The organism is Streptomyces sp. NBC_00525 (assembly GCF_036346595.1).
Classification (GTDB): Bacteria; Actinomycetota; Actinomycetes; order Streptomycetales; family Streptomycetaceae; genus Streptomyces.
In genome coordinates, this window is sequence record NZ_CP107834.1 from 5,904,656 (window position 1) to 5,924,199 (window position 19,544).

Genomic DNA, 19,544 nt, shown 5'->3' on the forward strand with positions numbered 1-19,544 from the left:
GGTGGACGCCACCCACGACGACTGGATACGCCGGGCCGCCGCGCTCCGCCCCTCCGGCGCGCACTTCATCGACGGCCGCGCCCACGAGGGCGCCCGCACGTTCACCGTCGTCTCGCCCCGCGACGGCAAGGCGCTGGCCGAGGTCGCGGACGGCGGTGCGGCCGAGGTGGACCTCGCCGTCGCCGCCGCCCGCCGCGCCTTCGACGAAGGGCCCTGGCCCCGGCTCGCCCCCGCCGAACGCGGCCGCGTCCTCCTGCGCGTCGCCGACCTGATCGAGGAGCACCGCGCCGACCTCGCCCTCACCGTCAGCCTGGAGATGGGCAAGCCCGTCACCGACGCGTACACCATCGAACTGCGCGCCCTGATCACCACCTTCCGCTGGTACGGGCAGCTCGCCGACAAACTCACCGACGAGTCCCCGCACACCGAGCCCGACTCCCTCGCCCTGGTCACCCGCGAACCGACGGGCGTCGTGGGCGCGGTCGTGCCCTGGAACTTCCCGCTCACCCTGGCCGGCTGGAAGATCGCACCCGCGCTCGCCGCAGGCTGCACGGTCGTCCTCAAGCCCTCGGAGAAGTCCCCGCTGTCCGCGCTGCTGCTCGCCAGGATCGCGGCCGCGGCCGGACTGCCCCCCGGAGTCCTCAACGTCGTGGCCGGCGACGGACCGGTCACCGGACGCGCCCTCGGCCTCCACCCCGGCGTCGACGTCCTCGCCTTCACCGGCTCCACCGCCGTGGGCCGCCACTACCTGCGCTACGCCGCCGACTCCAACCTCAAGCGCGTCTGGCTCGAACTGGGCGGCAAGTCCCCCAACATCATCCTCCCCGACGCGCCCGACCTGGCCGCGGCCGCCGCCACCGCGGCCTGGGGCATCTTCTTCAACCAGGGCGAGATGTGCACCGCGCCCTCCCGGCTCCTCGTGCACTCCTCCGTCGCCGAGCAGGTCACCGAGGCGATCGTCGAACGGGCCCGCACCCTGCGCGTCGGCGACCCCCTCGACCCGGAGACCGAGATGGGCGCCCTGGCCGGACAGGACCACCTCGACCGGGTCCTCGGCCACATCCAAACCGCCGTCGACGCCGGGGCCCGGCTGCGCACCGGCGGTGAACGGACCCTGCTGGAGACCGGCGGGACGTATCTGCGGCCCACCGTCTTCGACCGGGTCGACCCCGGCTCGGCGCTCGCCCGCGAAGAGGTCTTCGGGCCCGTCCTCTCCGTCCTCCCCTTCGACGACATCGACGAGGCGGTGGCCCTCGCCAACGCCACCGAGTACGGCCTGGCGGCCGGGCTGTGGACGTCGGACCTGTCCACCGCGCACCGGGTCTCCCGCGCCCTGCGCGCCGGCACCGTCTGGGTCAACTGCTACGAGGAGGGCGACCTGACCGTCCCCTTCGGCGGCATGAAGCAGTCCGGCAACGGCCGCGACAAGTCCGCCCACGCCCTGGAGAAGTACACCGAACTCAAGACCACCTGGATACGGCTGTGACCGGCCCCGCCCGCCCCCTCATCGCGATACCCGCCCGCTTCTCCACCGGCGCCACGGCACTGCGCCACGCCGCCGAGGTCAACGCCCGCGCCCTGGTCGAGGCCGTCTGGCGGGCGGGCGGCGAACCCGCCACCATCCACCCGTACGCCCCCGGCGGCCGGGCCGACCCGGCGGACACCGCCGCCCGGCTCGCCCGCTTCGACGGCCTGCTGCTGCCCGGCGGCGGAGACCTCGCCCCGCACCGCTACGGAGCCGGGCACGCCCACGCGAGCGTCTACGACGTGGACGACGAACAGGACGCCTTCGACCTGGAGGCCGCCCGGCAGGCCTCCGCGCTGGGGCTGCCGCTGCTGGCGATCTGCCGCGGCCTCCAGGTGGTCAACACCGCCCTGAACGGCACCCTGCACCAGGACATGGGCGGCCCCGGCCGCGACCACCGCCACGTCCGGCACCCCGTCCACCTCACCCCCGGCTCCACCACCGCCCGCGTCACCGGCACCGACCGGATCGAGGCGTCCTGCTACCACCACCAGCACATCGACCGCCTCGGCACCGGCCTGACCGTCACCGCCCGCGCCACCGACGGCACAGTCGAAGCCATCGAGGCCCCGGACACCCCCGGCTGGTTCCTGGCCGTCCAGTGGCACCCCGAGGACACCGCAGCCACCGACCCCACCCAACAGGCAATCTTCAACGCCCTGATCACAGCCGCCCGAGCCCACCGATTCGTATGACCACGCGGCCCGGGCACCGACGAGGTGGAGTGCTCCAGGGAGTCGTCCTGACGAGTAATAGTCAATAGTTGTGGATCAGCTCGATTCTCTTGATCCCCTGTGGTTGCCGCCCGCCTCCAGCTCTCTGCGCAGACGTCTGATCTCTGCGACGAGGCGGGGGACGGCTTCGCGGGCGGTGGCGATGAACTGCGCGTTCTCGTCCCACCGTTCGTCAGCGGCATCCACGTAGCGGGGCTGCTGGACCAGGGTCGCGGCTACGATCTCGCGGTGGTCGAAGTTCGGCCAGCGCCTGCCCGGGCCGGTGTCCGGCGTGGTGCTCACGGCGACGAGGTGCATCGCGTGCTCGTCGTCGAGGCCGCGAACGAACCAGGGTCCGGGCGTGGCAGCCTGCGCGAGTTCGTCGAGCTCGTCGAGTTCGCCGTCGCTGAGCGGTTCCGGGATGGTCATCAGGCCGCGCTCTCCTCTCTCTCCATGAGGTGGCCGTTCTCGAACGTCGCGCCCGCACGGATCAGCGCGACCAGGTCGGCGCCTGTGATCGCGCGGCGGTCGCGGGCGGACTCGACAGGGTTCGTGGTCCGCGAGTGGATCCAGTGTGCGGCAGGGAAATCGTAGAACGTCAGCAGTTCCCCGCGGCCGTCGGTGATCTCGGCAAAGCCTTTGGGCCACTTCGGCCCGTAGGGCTTCGGGAACGCCTCGACCGCCTTCCCGGCGTACGCGCGATCCCCGTTCCGGGCACCGCCGCGGCCTCCAGCTCGGACCCGGTCGAGCCCAGCAGGACACCCTCCTCCAGGCCCGTCGTTGGATCGCCGAGGGCGCCGACAGCGGGCCCCGCTCCGAGCCCTCGGCACAGCTGGAATGGTCGATTACCTGGCGATGCTCGTCCGGGCCCGCGCGGACCAGGTCCTCACCTTTGCCGCCGAGACCGTCGCCGCGCACCTTGAGGCCCACCCTGCATGACGTCCCCCATCAGCGCCCGCCGCAGCTCGACGAGATCCTCGAAGACGCCGCGCAGGCAGGGTTGGCCATGTCCTGCGAAGACCGCACCGGAAGCCTCCCGGCCACCCTCGCCGCATCCAAGCCGGACGGCCGCTTCCTGGAGCACGTGGCCGAAAGACCACCAGCCCCGGGTCGACGCCTTCCTCGAACGACTGCCCGAGGTGCTCAACAGCTCTCCGCGCGAGCGGAGGTGAGGGGGCGGCGGCTTCCATTTCACAGGGGTCGCATGAGTTCTCCCCTCGCGCGGACAGAGTTCCCCCGGCGTCAAGTCGTCCGATGCGAGACGGCTCACCTCCGCTCGCGCGGAGAGGACCAACCGGGCCCGCTCGAACGGGTCGCGCATCGCGGCTCACCTCCGCTCGCGCGGAGAGGACTGCACGTACGGCGACGGCGGCGAGGCGGTCGGCGGCTCACCTCCGCTCGCGCGGAGAGGACCGCTCCGGCTCGACGGCGGCGGCGAACTGGGCCGGCTCACCTCCGCTCGCGCGGAGAGGACCCGCCCCTGTCCAGTCCGCCGTGTTCGCGATGCGGCTCACCTCCGCTCGCGCGGAGAGGACGCCGCTGGACTGGTCCCGCATCGAAGTCCATGCGGCTCACCTCCGCTCGCGCGGAGAGGACGGCGGGACGGCGTTGCCGATCTGCTCAAACTGCGGCTCACCTCCGCTCGCGCGGAGAGGACGGAGTAGATCTCGGCGATCGGGAAGACGCCGCCGGCTCACCTCCGCTCGCGCGGAGAGGACTTGCCGGTTCTGTCTCGCCCAAATCGGCTGTACGGCTCACCTCCGCTCGCGCCGAGAGGACAAGGCGCGCACCAAGGCCAGCTACCGGGGCCTCGGCTCACCTCCGCTCGCGCGGAGAGGACAGGCCGACACTGCGTCGGTGCGCGTGTGTCTCCGGCTCACCTCCGCTCGCGCGGAGAGGACATTCCGAACCGGGGTGGCCTGCTGCCGGCGTACGGCTCACCTCCGCTCGCGCGGAGAGGACCCCAACCGGGGGGCGTAGCGGCCCCGGAGCTTCGGCTCACCTCCGCTCGCGCGGAGAGGACGATCCGCTTGTACCGGTCTTTCCGGATGAGCGCGGCTCACCTCCGCTCGCGCGGAGAGGACCCTCTTTGACCTGGCCCGCTAGAGGCGCTTTGCCATTTCTTGACTTTCGCGTTTGAAGGCGATCAGGGTGAGGCCGTCGAAGTCGAGGGGTTCGCGGCGTCGAGTTCCTGCTGTTCGTAGTTGGAAGCCTTGCTCGTTGTCGGCGGGGTGGGCGAGTACGGCGAGGCCGTCGTGGGTGCAGGCGGTGACGGCTGCCCAGAGTTCGTCGCGGACGCGGGCTGAGACGGTGCCGACGTAGAGCTCGGGGGTGACTTCGAGGAGCCAGCGGGTGAGGGCGCCGCGTAGGTGGTCGGGTACGGCCGTCGCGGAGATGACGATCATCGAGGACATGTATGCCGCCCTTCTGGCGGGCGGTGGGTCATGGCTGTGTCCCATGGTTGATGCCGGCGGGTACGGAACCGGATACCGGGTCCCAGAGGTCGACCATCTGTTCTTCGGGGTCGGGTCCTTCATAGGTGCGGCTCGGGTCGAGGAGCTGCTGGATGTCAGTGACGATGCGCGGGAGGAGTTGGAAGAGGCGGAGTTCGTGGCGAAAGGAGCGGCGTGCTTCGGCTTCGGGGTTGGGTGATGCGTGGAGGGAGAAGGCGAGGGGGATGGTGAGTTCGGCCTTGTAGAGGTCGGCGATGTCGTAGACGAATGCCTGTTGGTTGCCGTTGTGGACGAAGCCGAGGGCGGGGGAGCAGCCGAGGGCGGTGATGGCGGCGTGGACGATGCCGTAGAGGCAGGTATTGGCGGAGGAGAGGGCGAGGTTGACAGGGTCTTGTGTGTCCCAGGAGGCGGGGTCGTAGGCGCGTCGGAAGCGGCCGATTTTGTATTGGCGGGCAAGTAGTTGGTAGTGGGCTTTGACGCGTTGGCCTTCCATGCCGCGGAGTTTGTCGAGGGTGGTTCCGTCGGTGGCTGTGCCGTTGCCGAAGCGGAGTTCGTACATGGCTTGGGCGATGGCGAGGCGGTGAGTGTCCTTGGTCCAGGCGCGGGCCTGACGTTCGAGCCAGGTGGTGGTGAGGGATTCGGGGACGGCTGCGGAGTAGCAGCGGACGCCGCCTGAGCCTGTGGTGAGGACAGTGGTGCCGTTGCGGGCGAAGGTGGTGAGGGCGCGGGCGGTGATGGAGGTGCCGGGGCCGAGCAGGGCGCAGCTGAGGGCGGCGGTGGGGAGGTAGACGGTTTCTGTGCCGCGTTGTTCAGTGGTGACTTCTGCGCAGACGCCGGTGTCGTCCTGGTGGATGCGGACGATGTCGAGGTAGAGGAAGGAGAGGGAGTCGGCGATGCGGGGGAGCATGGCGACGGTGGGTGCGGCGAGTTTGCGCCGGGCGTTGCTGGTGCTGAGTGGCTTGGCGGTGGGGCGTGGGGTCATTGGGGCTGCCTCGCGGGGGCGATGCTGAGGAGGCCGCAGCCGTATGCCTTGCCGCGTCCGATGCCGTTGAGGACGGCTTTGCGGAGCAGGTCGGTGTCGATGATGGCGGCGGTGCCGTCGAACTGGGTGCGGGCGTGGCGGATGCGTTGGGGTGGGGCGCCGTCAGGTTGGCGGCTTCCTTGGATGGTGTCGAGGGGCTGGGAGTGGTGGGTGAGGGGTTTGATTCCGCTGTTGTCGGCTTGGCGGAGCCACCACTCGTCTGCGGCGGTGCCGGTGAGGGGGACGACGGGCGGGAGGTTGTAGAGGGCGCGGGTGGTGGCGCCGGGTTTGCGGACGGGGCTGGCGACGCAGCGGTAGCGGACGGTGAGTCCGGGGCGGATGGCGTCGATGAGTGCGTCGAGAGGGCGGGCGAGGGCGGTGCCGTAGCCGTCGGGGAGGCGGCTGGTGTCGGATTCGTGGGTGGACTGGATGAGCAGGTGGGGGCCTGCGGGGGTGTCTTCGGTGCGGAAGAGGACGCCGAAGCGGGCGCGGGGGTCGGGGCCGGCGTCGGAGGGGAACAGGCTCATGACGCGGCGGTGCATGCCGATGGCTCCGGCGAGGTCACGGCGGGCTTCGCGGGAGCGGGTGTCGGGGACGATGCGGGTGAGCCAGAGAGTCATTGCCGGTTCCCTTCCGGGGTGTTCAGTTCGTGCTCGAGGTAGTGGCTCAGGGCGGTGAGCTGGTCGGTGCCGAATCCTGCGAACTGGGAGTGGGGCAGGAGCAGGGAGCGCCGGTAGAGGGGACGGGCGCGGTAGGTGCGTTTGGTGGGGTGGTAGGTGAGGGGTTGATCGTTGAGTTCGCTGGAGGGGTGGGAGCCGTCCTCGCTGATGGTGCTGACCATGCGCTCGTGTACCGGCAGGTTGGTCAGCGGTCGGTCGGCGAGGAACTCCACGGGCCGGTCTTCGTCGGCCTGTCCCCGGGCGGGGTGGGCGGCGAGCGGCAGGTGAATGAGGTGATGCAGCGCGTCGTTGCTCTGCCCGAGGAGGAGGGGGCCCTCTGGTGGGCAGGAGCGGCGGCCCAGATGCAGCGGCCACCGGGGGGCGCGCAGGGCGCCGGCGCACAGGTCGAGGAAGGCGGCGTTTTCGGCGTTGTGCTGGGGGAGTGTGAGGGCGGCGGTGAAGGCGGCGTCGGCGAGGTAGTAGCGGTGGGTGAGGAGAGTGCCGGTGTCTCCGGGGCGTTTTTTGCCTTCGGCGGTGGTGACGGTGGCTTTGGCGGGGAGGCCGCCGCCGACGGTGTGGAGGTCGCGCAGCATGACGCCGGGGCGGTCGGCGCGCACGGTGAGGTTCAGTCGGGTGAGGTCGTCGATGGGCTGGCCGCGGTGGCGGCCGAGGGCGGAGGCGAGCATGCCGATGATGCCGGAGCGGGTGGGGAAGGCGGCGGTGTCGCGTTCGTTGAAGTGGCTGTGCAGGCCCCAGGACTGGAGGGGGCCGGTCAGCCGGAGCAGGAGCCCGGCCTCCGGGGCAGGGACGGTGGTCCGTGTGGTCATGCCGCGTCTCCGGCAGACTGCCCGGCCAGTGCGGTGTCGAGGGCGGCCTTGATCAGGGAGTCGAAGCCGGCCTGCCGGGTGCCGAGGGCATCGAGGCCCTTCACGTCGATGCCTGCCCAGCCCGACTGGAGGATGGCGTCGGTGCCCAGGAGGCCGTTCGCGGTTTCCGCGTATTGGGCGAGGACGGTGCGTGAGGGGTCGGAGAACCCGCCATGGCCAGCGGCGAGGACGGGGCGTTCGAACGCGGCGGCGTAGGAGAGGGGGCGGTCGGCGCGTACGGAGATGTGGGCGAGGTCGGGGATGGTGTGGGGTGCGGTGGAGTTCTTCTTCGCCTGCGGCAGGGACAGAACGAACGCACTGAGGAAGGCGGCGGTCAGTTCGCGCAGTTCGTCGGGGTCATGACCGATGTTGGCGGCGAGGTCGCGCAGGTCGATGGTGGCGTAGCGGTAGAAGGTTCCGGCGCTGAACTCGGCGTGCCCCATGTGGCCGCTGCCGCTCTGGTCGCCCCAGTGGGCGGTGATGTCGTCGACGGCGGAGAAGTAGTCGAGTTCGACGTCGGTTTCGTGGGTGGTCAGGGCGTGGGCGACCTGGACGGCTCCGTCGACGCCGGCGTTGTCGACTTCGGCGAGCATGCGGCCGAAGACGTTGATGACGCCGTTGCGGGAACGCAGCACCGCCTCTACCCGGTCGGCGGGCAGGATGCTCTTGTCGGCCGGCTTCTTGATGTCCTTGGCGCCCTCCAGCACCGTGCGGTGCCTTTCGGCGAGGGCTGCGAGTTCGGTCACGGCGGACTCGGGGACGTAGACCATCGCGTTGGTGAGGACCTTGTTCGGCACGCTCTGCTTGGCGTCCTTGGGGTCCTTGGCGAGTTCGAACTTGATGGGGCTGGCAGCCGCGATGTGGGCGCCGGCCCGCTCCGCGAGGTCCTGCGGCCAGCCGTGTTCCTCGGCCAGGACCCGGGTGACCCGCTCCCCGATGCGGCGGGTGCGCAGGGCCGCCTGGCCGATGCGGTCCTCGAAAACTGTGCGGACGGCGCGCTTCCAGGACTGGCTGCTGACCCGGGTCCGCATCACGTTGCCGTACTGGACGGTTTTGACCGAGTTCGTGTCATCCCGGTTCAGGTTGGCAAAGGGAATGCTCTGGATGATGTGGATGTCGATGAAACGCGCGGGCATAGCCATGGTGGGGTGACTCCTTCGTGCGGGATTGCGTGAGGTCTTTGTCAGAGCTGGTCGGTGGGACGACGGGGGCGAGACGGAGGGCTTGGAAGGTCAGGGCCCTTCAGGGGGCTGAGGTGCGTCGGTGGTCAGTTCCTGCTCGTCGGCCTGGTCCGCCTGCCGCGTCAGATCCCTGTTCCGCTGGCGGTAGAAGTCCTGGAGCCAGGCGCGGGAGATACGCCCGGAGTGCCGGCGCCAGTTGCTGAGATCGTGGATGAGCTGGGCCCAGTCGATGTCCACCCCCACCGAGCACAGGTATCCGACGGTGGCGGGGAGGTGCCGGTGGAGTCCGTTGACGCTCTGCCGGGTGAGCAGGTTCAGACGGCTCTCCGCCGTGCCCACCCGCATCTCCTTTTCGCGGCCGGGCCCCTCGGTCACGGCGGTGGCGAGCGCGGCCCCAAGGCTGGTGCCCCGCCAGGCTCGTCCGCCAGGGGCCTGCTCGGCATCCTGCTGCTGTTGGATGTCAGGAGCCTTGCCGGGCGAGTTCAGGGCGCTGCGGGGCTGCGCGGCGATCATCGCAGCGACTGCGTAATAGGCCCGCTCCACATCCGCGGAGCGTGAATCCGGGAGCCAGGGCGCAACCAAGCGGTGCATGCGCCGGACCGAGTCGAGGTCTTTGCGCAGCCCGCTGCGCAGCGCGCTACGGGCACCCGGGTCTTCCTTGCAGAGTTGGACGACCCAGTTGGCGAACGCGCGTGAACGCCCCGCATTGGCCCCCGTGCTCTGTCGCGGAATCGGCAGGGCCGCAGGGCCGGCCGATTCCGTGGCCTCTGTAGTGGCTGGCGGGGGAGTGATGGTCATGCGGTGGGCTCCTTGGTCATGTCACGGGGGGCGGGCATGGCACTTCGGTTTTTCGGTGGTCCGCCGTAGAGCTCGGCCCGGGCCTGCGAGACGGCTTTCGCACCGCGCAGCGTCCGGGTGACCGGCGCGGTGACCGTGTCGTACGCCTGCTCGGCCAGACGAACGAACGCCCGCCGGGTGGCCACCCGGTCGAAGCCGCCGTCCGGGATGCCGCCGGTGCGGTCCAGGAGACGGAAGCGTGCCCAGAACTCCGCTTCGGCGCGTGGCCAGTAGCGCGCGCCGGCCTGTGCTGTCCAGGCAGCACCGTCGGCCTTGGCATCGTTCACATACGTGGCCCAGGCCCGCTTCACTGCCCGCTCCAGGCGCCGACCGTACAGTTCTCCGAGCTGGCGCAGCCGGGCGACGGCGGGGACGGTGCGGGCGTCGTTGGCTTCGGCGAATCCGAGCACAGCCGGCGTGCTCGCGTCGATGAACTGGGTGTCCTTGGCCTGGCCTTCCTGGTCGAAGCCCAGCGCCCGTACCCGCAGGTCCTCGGAAACCTCCGCAGCGCTGTGGAAGACGCGCGGCTGCTGCGGGTGCGCGTTGCCAGCGGGCGGGTTCCGGAGCAGGAGCGCGTCCAGGTCCCGCCACAAGGCCCGGCCGGCGTCGGCGGGCCGCGGGTAGCGGTTGCCCTGCTGACTGGTCTGCCAGATGAGGTAGTCGTCCTCGCGCGGCATCCGCTCCCCGCGGTAGGCCCAGGTGATGTACGCGTCGCGTACATGGGTGCCGTCCTCGTCCGGGACGAGGAGTAGTGCGTGCTGGGATCGGCAGGTGTGCCGGGAACGCGGCCCCGCCGACGCGCGCGGCGGCCGGTCGGGGTCGGGCAGCTCTTCCTGCTCCCACGGACACAGGTCCTCCCCGCCACGGACACTGGCCTCCGGTGGTACGAGCCCGGCGAGCAGCGTTTCGAACAGGGAGGAGCCCTCGGGGTGGTAGGACAGGGCCGTCCGCAGCGGCCCAGCGGTGGCGCTGGCGCTCTTGACCCCGCTCACCTCTCGGGCCGAACAGCGCCCGGAGGGGCCGTAGTAGTGCCAGACCAGGAGGTTGAGGAAGGCTTCGGACGAGGTGGGCGGCTCGGCCGCGGTGTCCCTGTCGTGCCGGAACCAGGAGTGGTTGTTACCCGAGGGGCGGGTAACAACAAGCTTGTTGACCCCCGCGGTCTTCGAGGCATCACACTGCTCCACGAGGCGGGGATCCTGCATCCACGGCCGGCCGCCTGGGGCGAACAAGAAGAAGCGGTCCTCGAACTGGGCGAAGTAGGCGTCGACCTTCGTCGCCTGAAGCCCGCCCTCGTCCAGGACATCCAGCCGGCGCTCGTCCCAGTCGCTCGCCGGACCTTGTTCGGTCAGGTCGGCGACCCGCGCGGTGATCGCGTACAGGACCCGCAACAGGGCCGCGTGCGCGGGGGCGTCGGCGATGGCCAGGGTCTCGATGTCGTGGCTGCGCAGCAGGAGTTCGCGGAATCCGACCCGGTCGGGGAGCCGGGCGGCCGAACTGGCCGGTGGGGTGTCGGGTTTCCAACGTACGGGGATGCACGGTTGGTCGATCAGGTTGTAGGTGCCCGTCGGCATGGATATGTCCTGTCGTCGTTCAGACAGTGCGGGGAGGAGCAGAGAGGTCGGCGTGACCGTTCATGGCACAGCTGTCCGAGCCGGCCCAAGCAGCCTTCGCGCCCGCCTGCACGGGGTGCGGAGCGCCGCATTCGGAATGTAGCCGAAGCACGTACAAGAGGTGATCAAAACGTGAAGATCACTTGAGTTCAAGTTCGAACCAGTGACTGCTCGACCACCTGCGTCGCCGCCGGCGCGGATGCCGGACGAACCGCTGCCGGCGCGTCGGCCGGGTGCGGCGTACCGAGATCCCCTGCGCAGTCGGCTGTCGTGGCCCCCTGGACACTCGCCGGTGCCGGGAACGAAGCGGCCTCACCCCGCGAGGGCGCGCGCGGCAAGACCGGGTAAGGCCGCCCAGATGCCCATGAGATGACAGGTCAACGAGTACGTCCGTGTCGGCCCGTGCTCCTTCCCCCGCATCCGCGCATCCAGAACACAACGGTCTAAGGCTTCTGCGCCGCTCTTCTTCACGATCACAGAGATAGCAGCCCCCACTGACAGCAGCGCCAAATCCGGCAAACAGAGGGAGCAGCCTGGCATGGCCCGTACACTCGCTGCGCGATGATGACTGCACAGGACGCGAAGCGCGACGGAATGGCAAAGGAAATATAAAGGGGCTGGGTAAGGGCAGGTGGCGAAAGGTGCTTACTGCGCGCGCGGAGGTGAGCCGCCCGGCGGCTCACTCTGGAACGGGTAGCGCCGTGCTTAGAACGTCCGCCAGTAGGCGTGGTGGGCGGCGGCAGTAGGGCAGGCACGGCTCGCCCGATCATGTAGTTCTCTACGCTTCATGATCACCGGGGGATCCGTCCCTGCCGTCCCGTCATGCATTCTCGACCCGATCCGCGACCAGTTCCTCGCCCTGCTGCCAGTTCGCGAGGACCGCCACCCGCTGGGCTGCCACGATCCGCGGATTAGCGACGCCGTGGTCTTCGACCGCCTGGTGCAGGTCCTGGTCTCCGGCTGCGGATACGAACGCGTCGCCGATGAGCACTGTTCGGCCACCATGCTGCGTCGCCGCCGTGACGAGTGGATCGCCGCCCGCGTGATGGAGACCCTGCGTGTGCTCGTAGTCGCCAGCTACGACCGGATGATCGGCCTTGAACTCGACCAGCTGTCCGCGGACGGCTGTATCTCCAAGGCGCCGTCCGGCGGCGAGTGTGCTGGCAGGAGTCCCGTCGATCTGGCCAAACTAGGCATGAAACGCTCGCAGTTGACGGACGGGTACGGCATACCGCTGGTCACCGACCCGGCACCGGCGAACACGCGCGACCACACCTTGCTGCCTGCGACCCTCGACCGCTTCGCTGCCCTGGACGTCACTCTGGGGCCGCTACCCGAGCACCCGCGCCTGAGCCTGGACGCCGGCTACGACTACAGCATGGTCCACCAGCATCTCGACACCCGGCAAATTATCGGCAAGGTCGCCCCGCGCGGCGCGAAGACCCCGATCCAGGCCGGCGGGCGCTGGGTGGTCGAGCGCACGAACTCCTGGATGAACAACTTCGGCAAGCTCCGCCGTTGCACCGAGCGACGAAGAATAACAGTCGAGTTCTTCATCGCCCTGGCCAGCGTCATCATCACTGTCCGCTGCCTTGTCCGACGAGCCTGGACACTCTACGGCTGGGACACCCGCTTACGAAGCCGCCGCATCCGATGACCGCACTCGGCGGACGCAGACGGTGCCAGGTGGTTGTTCGGCACGGTGAGCGAGGAGCCTGGTCGTGTGGAGGCCACCTTCACGTGGTTACCACAGGTACGCCGTCCGGACGGTTGGCAAGCAGGGCCGCGATGTGGTCCGCGCAGCGCAGGGCCGCCGTGGCCATGGCGTTCCTGGTCATCCCGGCGACATGTGGGGTGAGCAGGGCGTTCGGCAGGCCGAAGAGCGGCGAGGCGAAGGCTGCATGCTCGTGCTCGAAGGTGTCGATGGCGGCTGCCATGAGCGAGTGTGCGGGGTCGCGCAGCGCATCGGCCAGCGCCTGCTCGTCAACGATCCCACCCCGGGCTGTGTTCAGCAGGATCGACCCCGGACGCATCAGCGCAAGCTCCGCCCGACCGATCAGTCCTCGGGTCTGCGGAGTGAGCGGCAGGTGCAGGGAAACCACGTCACTGGTCGCCAGCAGCTCGGTGAGGGAACGGGGCCGAGGCACCGACGACTCGGGTGGTCGCCGCGAAAGGCCCTGGACCTCCATGCCCAGGGCGGTCGCCCGCGCGGCCAGTGCCAGGCCGACCCGCCCGAGTCCGACGATGCCCAGGGTCAACTCCGACAGCTCTACCACCGGTGCGGCCGGTGCACACCAACTGCCACGGTGCGCGGCCTCGTTGTGTGCCGGGAGATCCCGGGTCAGGGCGAGGAGCTGGGCGAGAGCGAACTCGGCGACCGCATTCGCGTTGGACCCCGGGGTATGGGTGACAGCAACCCCGTGACGGGCCGCGGCCGCCAACTCGACGTGATCGGTACCCGCCCCGGCCCGGCCGATCACGCGAAGCCTGTTCGCCAGCTTCGCGTTCGTCGCCGCCGCGAGGAACGCCGCGCGCAGTGGCACACCGGCACGAGACTTGACCGCATGGTAACCGATTCCGTCCCGGACAGTCTCTGCGAGTAGCGCGGACTCGTCGAAAGCATCGAAATCAGTGAAGTCCACCCGGCCCGCCCATGCGGCCCGCGCCCCGGCGCGATCGGCTACCCGCCGAAGGTTCAGCGTGACGGCCAGCCCGTGGCCAAGCAGACACTCCAGTTCCCGACCAAGCAACTCGCCAGGAGCCGCATCCAGCAACAGGACTCGTGCCCGCTCCATGTGGCCCCCCTTTCCCCTGCGTGGACCTTACTGCGGTCGAGGGAACGGTCACCGAGAGACCCCATACCCAGCCCGATCCCGCCCTTACTGGCGGAAGCTCTTACTGCGCGGGCGGAGGTGAGTCGACGGAGCCGATCGTGTTGCCCTTGCACCCTTCGGTGGCGGTGCAGCCTTTGCAATCGGCGCAATGGTCCTGAGTCAGGTCGACCAGTAAGGTCACACCGGCGTCGGTGAGGCAGTTGAACCAAATCGCCGTGCTGGCTGGCCACGACCAGTTTGACGCTGACCGAGCCCATTGCTGTTCGAATGGTGAATGGCAAGGCGGCCACCACCCGCTCATCGAGGCGGGCACATCCGGTCGAGGATGAACTCCGTAGTCACCAGTTGCCAGCATGGGGCAGAGACCTTGTTGAACCGCCAGACTGGCTTTATCGAGCAGTAGTGGCTCTGGTCCACTTCGTGTGGCGCGGTTACTGTTCGTGATCAATCGGTCCCAGGGCTTCCGCGATCTGTTGGACTTCGTGGCGCCACTGAGCGGCGTCGGCACTGTCCACCCAGCCGGTCAGCAGTTCCGATCCGTCTTGGAGTACACGTTGCAGAGCGAGCACGGCTGACGAGCGGAGAGCCGGCGGAAGCTGCGGCAGAGGTTCTCTGGGTCCGTCATCAGGGTCGATCACAATCCTGCTGCCCGGGATGGTGCTGGCAACGAGAGCCGCGGCGGCGACCGCTTCGGTGCCGTCGCCGCCATCCACGCGTGCTCCGGAATCCGTGACTCGCTGGAATGCTCGCTCGAGCACTTCGATGACCTTCTGAGAAGTCAGTCCCTCGAGTTCATCGACGAAGTCGGCAGCGAGATCGCTGTCGAATGGGCCTGTTCCCCACGTCCCCATGTACGGCTCCTGGTATCGCTCTCGCGGACGGAACCAGCATTCCAGCAGACACTGACACGCGCTCAGGTGGCCAGGAGGACTCGTTTACGAAGCAAGGCGAATCCCGCGCGGCCGAACATCTGTCGCTTGAGCATTTTGATCCGGTTGACATGGCCCTCCACCACGCCGGAGTTCCAGGGCAGGGTGAGACCGGCGGTGACAGCTTCGAGATCGCGCAGGAGGTGCTGAGCGAAGTGGCGGAGGCTGGGCAGTTCGGTGGTGGCGCTGGCTGCTTCGATCCATTCGGGGAGCTGGTCGCCGTCCAGGTGCTTGAGCATGTGGGCGAAAGAGCACACGTGTTCGGCAAGTGCCGTCAGCTCGGGGCAGTTGGCCAGGACGGCTTTGAGCTGAAGTCTGTCACCTTCGGGTAGCGCCTCGGGGTGCGTGAGGATCCAGCGGGTGACGACGCGGGCGGATGGCGGCCGTGGGCCGACCTGTTGGGGCTTGCCGCGAAGGGTCCTGCTGACGTAGTCGCGGACGCTTGCGTATCCGCGTGGATAGCCCTGTTCCTTGACTCCTCCCAGAGTTTCCAGGCGTTGGTGCAGCCTTCCTGCCAGCGCTGATCGAGGTAAGGCTTGTAGTCGTCGAGTCTGGTCGCACGGCTTTGCCACTGCCCGGTGAACATCTCCTCCGGAGTCGTGGCGCGGGAGAAGCGCAAGATCGTGTTGAGGGTCATGCCGAGCTGCCGGGCGACGGACCGCTTGCTGTGACCGGCGGCGAGGAGAGCGTGGATGGTGGCGTGCTTCGCGGACAGGCCGCCCGTCCCGCAGTCGTACGGGCCTCAACCCGGACGACCGCCTCGGACACCTCGACCGATTCCACCAACACGCCCTCGACCGACGAGAACAGCAGCTCATCCAGCTGCGACAGCACTTCGTTCACGGCGAAGGACTGTCGACCACACCACCATCCAGCCCAGCGATTTTCGGGCGAACTCAACCGCCATGACACAAAGATCGACAGTCACCCCCTGCGTACGCGCCCACAGAAAGTGGACCAGAGCCGCAGTAGTGACGTCGCTTGTCGATGGGTTTGGGAGGCGCCATGTTCCACGGATGGGTGATGTGGACGAGTTTGGGAGGCACCGGGGTTCTTGCCAGGGCAGCATCGGGATGCTCCTGGTGAAAGGTGCTGGTCATGCCGCGGCTGTCGAAGGTCGAGCTGTACGCGGCGATCCGGCGTGACCACCGTGGCGGCATATCGATGCGGGAGCTTGAGCGTAAGCACGGCGTGACGTGGCGGACGGTGCGGAAGTCGTTGGACTCGTCCTGGCCGGAGCCGCGTAAGAAGCTGCCGCCGCGGCCGACCGGAGTGGACCGCCACAAGCCGGTGATCGACGAGATCCTGCGGGCGGACCTGGACGCGCCGCGCAAGCAGCGGCACACGGTCACCCGCATCTTCCACCGGCTGGTCGAGGAACACGGCGCCGACGTCTCCTATGGGATGGTCCGCTACTACGTCGCGGCCCGGAAGCCCGAGGTCCTGGTCGAGTCGGGCAAGGCCCCGCTGGAGGCGTTCGTCCCGCAGACCCACCAGCCCGGTCACGAGGCGGAGGTCGACTTCGGCGACGTCACGATTCGCCTCGCCGGCGAGCTGGTGACCTGCTATCTCTTCTCCTTCCGCCTGTCGTATTCGGGCAAGGCCGTCCACCGCGTGTTCGCCTCCTGCGGCCAGGAGGCGTTCTTCGAAGGCCACGTCTACGCGCTGCGGACGCTGGGCGGGGTCCCGCGGACCAAGGTCCGCTACGACAACCTCAAGGCCGCTGTCGCCCGCGTGCTCGGGCTGAGCCGGGCGAGGGTGGAGGCGGACCGGTGGATCGCTTTCAAGTCGCACTACGGCATCGAGAGCTTCTACTGCCGCCCGGGCATCGAGGGCGCCCACGAGAAGGGCGGCGTCGAGGGCCAGATCGGATACTTCCGGCGCAACCACTTCGTCCCGGTCCCCGAGGTGTCCTCGCTCGCCGAGCTGAACGAGATGGCGAGCAGTGGGACCGGCAGGACGACGCCCGCCGGATCGGCTCCAGGTCCCGGACCATCGCCGAGGACTTCGCGCTCGAACGACCGCTGCTGATGCCGTTGCCGGAGGAACCGTTCGAGACCGGGCGGCTGTTAACCCCTCGGGTCGACCGCTACGGCCAGATTCCGGTCCGCACGAACCGCTACTCGGTCCCCATCCGGCTGATCGGCAAGCGCGTGCGGGTCATCCTTCACGCCTCTCACCTGGTGGTTTACGACCAGAACGTGGAAGTGGCCCGGCACGAGCGGTTGATCGCCAAAGGCGCCGTCCGCCTGGACCTGGACCACTACCTGGAGGTCGTGGTCCGCAAGCCCGGCGCCTTCCCCGGCTCGACTGTTTTTCGAACAGGCCCGTTCGGCCAGCAAGTTCACCCCGGTGCACGACGCCTGGTGGACCCAGGCCGTGAAGATCCACGACGAGTGGGACGGCACCCGCGCGCTCATCGAGGTGCTGCTGCTCGGACGCCACATGCCGCACGAACATGTCGTCGCCGGCCTGGCCGCAGCCCTGCGGGCTGGGGCCCTGACCGCGGACGCGGTCGCGCTGGAGGCCCGCAAGGCCGCCCAGGCGGAGACCGAGCCCGCACCGGATGCCCCGGGCCCTCGGCCAGCCGTCTGGGACAGTGACGTCGCTGCACGAGTGGCGCCTGGCGCATCTTCCGCCGGACACCAGGCCGCTGCCCTCGGTGTCTCACTACGACCAGTTGCTCCGACGCCGCCGCACCAGCGGCAGCGGCCACCGTGAGGGAGAAGCGAAGTGACCATGCCCCGACAGCGAGGGTTGACCGAGCAGGCCGCCGACGCCGCGATCGACTCCGCCTGCCGCTCGCTGCGGCTGCGGTCGATCCGCAACGAGTTCTCCGACATCGCCGACCGGGCGATGAAGGACCAGACGACCTACCGCGGCTTCCTCGCCGAGCTGCTGATGGCCGAGTGCGACGACCGGGCCCGCCGCAGGTCGGAGAGGCGGATCAAAGCAGCTGGCTTCCCGCGGGAGAAGTCCCTGCGTTCCTTCGACTTCGACGCCAACCCGAACATCGACGCTGCCACCATCCACACGCTCGCCAGCTGCGAGTGGATCAAGAAGAGTCAACCGCTCTGCCTGATCGGCGACTCCGGCACCGGCAAGTCCCACATGCTCATCGCTCTGGGCACCGAGGCCGCGATGAAGGGCTACCAAGTGCGCTACACGCTCGCGACGAAGCTGGTCAATGAGCTGGTCGAGGCCGCGGACGAGAAGCAGCTGAACAAGACGATCGCCCGCTACGGCCGTGTCGATCTGCTCTGCATCGACGAACTCGGATACATGGAACTCGACCGGCATGGCGCCGAGCTCCTCTTCCAAGTACTGACCGAACGCGAGGAGAAGAACAGCGTCGCGATCGCTTCCAACGAGTCCTTCGGAGGCTGGACCAAGACCTTCACCGACTCCCGCCTCTGCGCGGCCATCGTCGACCGACTGACCTTCAACGGCACCATCATCGAGACCGGAACCGACTCCTACCACCTCGCCAGCACCCGAGCACGGACCGAACAACCCGCCCAGGCTGGCTGAGGCCAACTGTTGCCGATCTTGACGTGGCTGACGAGCGTGAAGTCAGATGCGGTGAGAAGTCGGCATCGAGAAGCGGCCCAGCCGCAGGGGGTTTGGCGTGTTCATCATGGAAGAGGACGTTTTCGATCCTGATGAGATGCTGAGCCTCTACGACTCGGTCGGCTGGGAAGGCTACACCGCCGACGTCGACAAGCTCTCCCGCGGCCTGCGGAACTCTCACCTGGTCATCACCGCACGAGACGGTTCAGGAACGCTCCTCGGACTGGCCCGGACCGTCTCCGACGACGAACACATCTGCTATGTCCAGGACGTCGTGGTCAGCCCAGCGCATCACCGGCAGGGCGTCGGCCGGGCCCTGGTCGAGCACCTCATGCAGCGCTACTCGCACTGCCGTTTCTTCCTCCTCTCCACAGACCACGAGTCGTCACCGGAAGGCCAGCGCAATCACGCGTTTTACCGGAGCCTTGGCTTCCTGTCCTATGAGGAGAAGCAGATGGCGGGCTTCGGGCTGCCCCGGAACCGCCCTGACCTGCGTGACATGACGCCATAAAGATTCGCCCTTCCCTGCCACAGCGCAGACACGTCCACCCTCACTGAGCACCCCATCCCGGTGATGAGTGCCGGCCGTGACACGTCCCAGACGGGACCAAAGGACCGCCAGGACGACCGCGCCGAGGATCTGCTCGACGGCTCACCTCCGCTCGCACGGAGAGGACCAGTCCCGGCCCGAGCAAAAACGGACGCGGGCGGCTCACCTCCGCTCGCGCGGAGAGGACCTCATCGCGGGCGCCGCCGCCCTGTACGCGTCCGGCTCACCTCCGCTCGCGCGGAGAGGACTACTCGACCTGTCGTTCGGTGGCCAGCGGGCCCGGCTCACCTCCGCTCGCGCGGAGAGAACCTCGGCGTGTCCGTCGGCCGATTGCGCTCCAGCGGCTCACCTCCGCTCGCGCGGAGAGGACCGGCAGTAGCAGGCGTGGACGGAGCACCCGCCCGGCTCACCTCCGCTCGCGCGGAGAGGACGACGGAGGAGGCGGCCCGTGCTTGAGCAACTCCGGCTCACCTCCGCTCGCGCGGAGAGGACGCGAAGGCCGGCGCGCTGTGGCAGATGGAGACCGGCTCACCTCCGCTCGCGCGGAGAGGACCACAAGGTCTTCTCGACGAAGGAGAGCTACCACGGCTCACCTCCGCTCGCGCGGAGAGGACAGCTGCTCGTTGTCCGCTCGCAGCTCCGCGATCGGCTCACCTCCGCTCGCGCGGAGAGGACCGCGGCGCCGCTGCCGGTGGAGTCGATGGCGTCGGCTCACCTCCGCTCGCGCGGAGAGGACCGGTCCTGTGCCCAGTCCCGGACGACGGAGAACGGCTCACCTCCGCTCGCGCGGAGAGGA

At 68.9% G+C, this 19,544-nt stretch carries 17 protein-coding genes, 2 pseudogenes and 2 CRISPR repeat arrays (1 of these 21 cut by a window edge); of the genes and pseudogenes, 6 read left to right on the plus strand and 13 right to left on the minus strand.

Annotated elements, in window-relative coordinates:
- The first annotated feature begins 1 nt into the window (after window position 1).
- Window positions 2-1,486 (plus strand): aldehyde dehydrogenase, encoded by a 1,485-nt coding sequence (locus tag OG710_RS25885; RefSeq protein ID WP_330241465.1) that lies wholly within the window; start codon window positions 2-4, stop codon window positions 1,484-1,486.
- The gene (locus tag OG710_RS25890; RefSeq protein WP_330241466.1) at window positions 1,483-2,220 is read left to right on the plus strand and encodes a gamma-glutamyl-gamma-aminobutyrate hydrolase family protein; all 738 of its coding nucleotides are present in this window, start codon (window positions 1,483-1,485) and stop codon (window positions 2,218-2,220) included. The genes OG710_RS25885 and OG710_RS25890 overlap by 4 nt, the downstream gene beginning before the upstream one ends.
- A 75-nt stretch (window positions 2,221-2,295) precedes the next feature.
- Here the strand turns inward: OG710_RS25890 and OG710_RS25895 are convergent, their stop codons facing one another.
- The 9 genes and pseudogenes from OG710_RS25895 to casA form a co-directional block, all read right to left on the minus strand.
- Window positions 2,296-2,667, minus strand: a complete 372-nt coding sequence (locus tag OG710_RS25895) for a hypothetical protein (protein WP_330241467.1) — start codon at window positions 2,665-2,667, stop codon at window positions 2,296-2,298.
- Window positions 2,667-2,939, minus strand: a pseudogene (locus tag OG710_RS25900) (transposase); the annotation flags it as partial. The gene OG710_RS25895 and the pseudogene OG710_RS25900, both read right to left, overlap by 1 nt.
- Before the next feature lie 561 nt (window positions 2,940-3,500).
- Window positions 3,501-4,322: a CRISPR direct-repeat array (repeat unit 29 nt; unit sequence CGGCTCACCTCCGCTCGCGCGGAGAGGAC).
- 18 nt (window positions 4,323-4,340) lie between these two features.
- Complete coding sequence (cas2e, locus tag OG710_RS25905; protein ID WP_330241469.1) at window positions 4,341-4,652, minus strand: type I-E CRISPR-associated endoribonuclease Cas2e; 312 nt, start codon at window positions 4,650-4,652, stop codon at window positions 4,341-4,343.
- A gap of 28 nt (window positions 4,653-4,680) precedes the next feature.
- A complete protein-coding gene (gene cas1e / locus OG710_RS25910) occupies window positions 4,681-5,673 on the minus strand; it encodes a type I-E CRISPR-associated endonuclease Cas1e (protein WP_330241470.1) in 993 nt (330 codons plus the stop codon).
- The gene (gene cas6e, locus OG710_RS25915; protein ID WP_330241471.1) at window positions 5,670-6,332 is read right to left on the minus strand and encodes a type I-E CRISPR-associated protein Cas6/Cse3/CasE; all 663 of its coding nucleotides are present in this window, start codon (window positions 6,330-6,332) and stop codon (window positions 5,670-5,672) included. Before cas6e ends, cas1e begins: the two co-directional genes overlap by 4 nt.
- Window positions 6,329-7,198 (minus strand): type I-E CRISPR-associated protein Cas5/CasD, encoded by an 870-nt coding sequence (gene cas5e / locus OG710_RS25920; RefSeq protein WP_330241472.1) that lies wholly within the window; start codon window positions 7,196-7,198, stop codon window positions 6,329-6,331. Before cas5e ends, cas6e begins: the two co-directional genes overlap by 4 nt.
- Window positions 7,195-8,379 (minus strand): type I-E CRISPR-associated protein Cas7/Cse4/CasC, encoded by a 1,185-nt coding sequence (cas7e, locus tag OG710_RS25925; protein ID WP_330241473.1) that lies wholly within the window; start codon window positions 8,377-8,379, stop codon window positions 7,195-7,197. The genes cas5e and cas7e overlap by 4 nt, the downstream gene beginning before the upstream one ends.
- A gap of 90 nt (window positions 8,380-8,469) precedes the next feature.
- Window positions 8,470-9,216 (minus strand): type I-E CRISPR-associated protein Cse2/CasB, encoded by a 747-nt coding sequence (locus tag OG710_RS25930; protein ID WP_330241474.1) that lies wholly within the window; start codon window positions 9,214-9,216, stop codon window positions 8,470-8,472.
- Window positions 9,213-10,826 (minus strand): type I-E CRISPR-associated protein Cse1/CasA, encoded by a 1,614-nt coding sequence (gene casA, locus OG710_RS25935; protein ID WP_330241475.1) that lies wholly within the window; start codon window positions 10,824-10,826, stop codon window positions 9,213-9,215. The genes OG710_RS25930 and casA overlap by 4 nt, the downstream gene beginning before the upstream one ends.
- Window positions 10,827-11,652: 826 nt before the next feature.
- Here casA and OG710_RS25940 point away from each other — a divergent pair.
- On the plus strand, window positions 11,653-12,522 hold the full coding sequence (locus OG710_RS25940; protein WP_330241476.1) for an IS5 family transposase: 870 nt from the start codon (window positions 11,653-11,655) through the stop codon (window positions 12,520-12,522).
- A gap of 79 nt (window positions 12,523-12,601) precedes the next feature.
- Here the strand turns inward: OG710_RS25940 and OG710_RS25945 are convergent, their stop codons facing one another.
- The 4 genes from OG710_RS25945 to OG710_RS25960 form a co-directional block, all read right to left on the minus strand.
- Window positions 12,602-13,660 carry an NAD(P)-dependent oxidoreductase gene (locus tag OG710_RS25945; protein WP_330241477.1) on the minus strand — a complete coding sequence of 353 codons (1,059 nt, stop codon included), beginning with the start codon at window positions 13,658-13,660 and terminating at the stop codon, window positions 12,602-12,604.
- Between the two features lie 470 nt (window positions 13,661-14,130).
- Window positions 14,131-14,550, minus strand: coding sequence for a DUF4259 domain-containing protein (locus OG710_RS25950; protein ID WP_330241478.1), 420 nt, complete (start codon window positions 14,548-14,550; stop codon window positions 14,131-14,133).
- A 62-nt stretch (window positions 14,551-14,612) separates the two neighbouring features.
- The gene (locus OG710_RS25955; RefSeq protein ID WP_330241479.1) at window positions 14,613-15,200 is read right to left on the minus strand and encodes a transposase; all 588 of its coding nucleotides are present in this window, start codon (window positions 15,198-15,200) and stop codon (window positions 14,613-14,615) included.
- Window positions 15,201-15,261: 61 nt separating this feature from the next.
- Window positions 15,262-15,471: a hypothetical protein gene (locus tag OG710_RS25960; RefSeq protein ID WP_330241480.1), complete on the minus strand. Its 210-nt coding sequence runs from the start codon at window positions 15,469-15,471 to the stop codon at window positions 15,262-15,264.
- 255 nt (window positions 15,472-15,726) lie between these two features.
- Between OG710_RS25960 and istA the strand changes: the two are divergent.
- From istA to OG710_RS25975, 3 genes and pseudogenes are all read left to right on the plus strand, one after another.
- Window positions 15,727-17,365 (plus strand): annotated as a pseudogene (gene istA, locus OG710_RS25965) (IS21 family transposase).
- Window positions 17,362-18,159, plus strand: coding sequence for an IS21-like element helper ATPase IstB (gene istB, locus OG710_RS25970; RefSeq protein WP_330241481.1), 798 nt, complete (start codon window positions 17,362-17,364; stop codon window positions 18,157-18,159). The pseudogene istA and the gene istB overlap by 4 nt, the downstream one beginning before the upstream one ends.
- 106 nt (window positions 18,160-18,265) lie before the next feature.
- Window positions 18,266-18,709, plus strand: coding sequence for a GNAT family N-acetyltransferase (locus tag OG710_RS25975; protein WP_330242344.1), 444 nt, complete (start codon window positions 18,266-18,268; stop codon window positions 18,707-18,709).
- 137 nt (window positions 18,710-18,846) lie between these two features.
- Window positions 18,847-19,544: a CRISPR direct-repeat array (repeat unit 29 nt; unit sequence CGGCTCACCTCCGCTCGCGCGGAGAGGAC) (it continues 489 nt past the right edge of the window).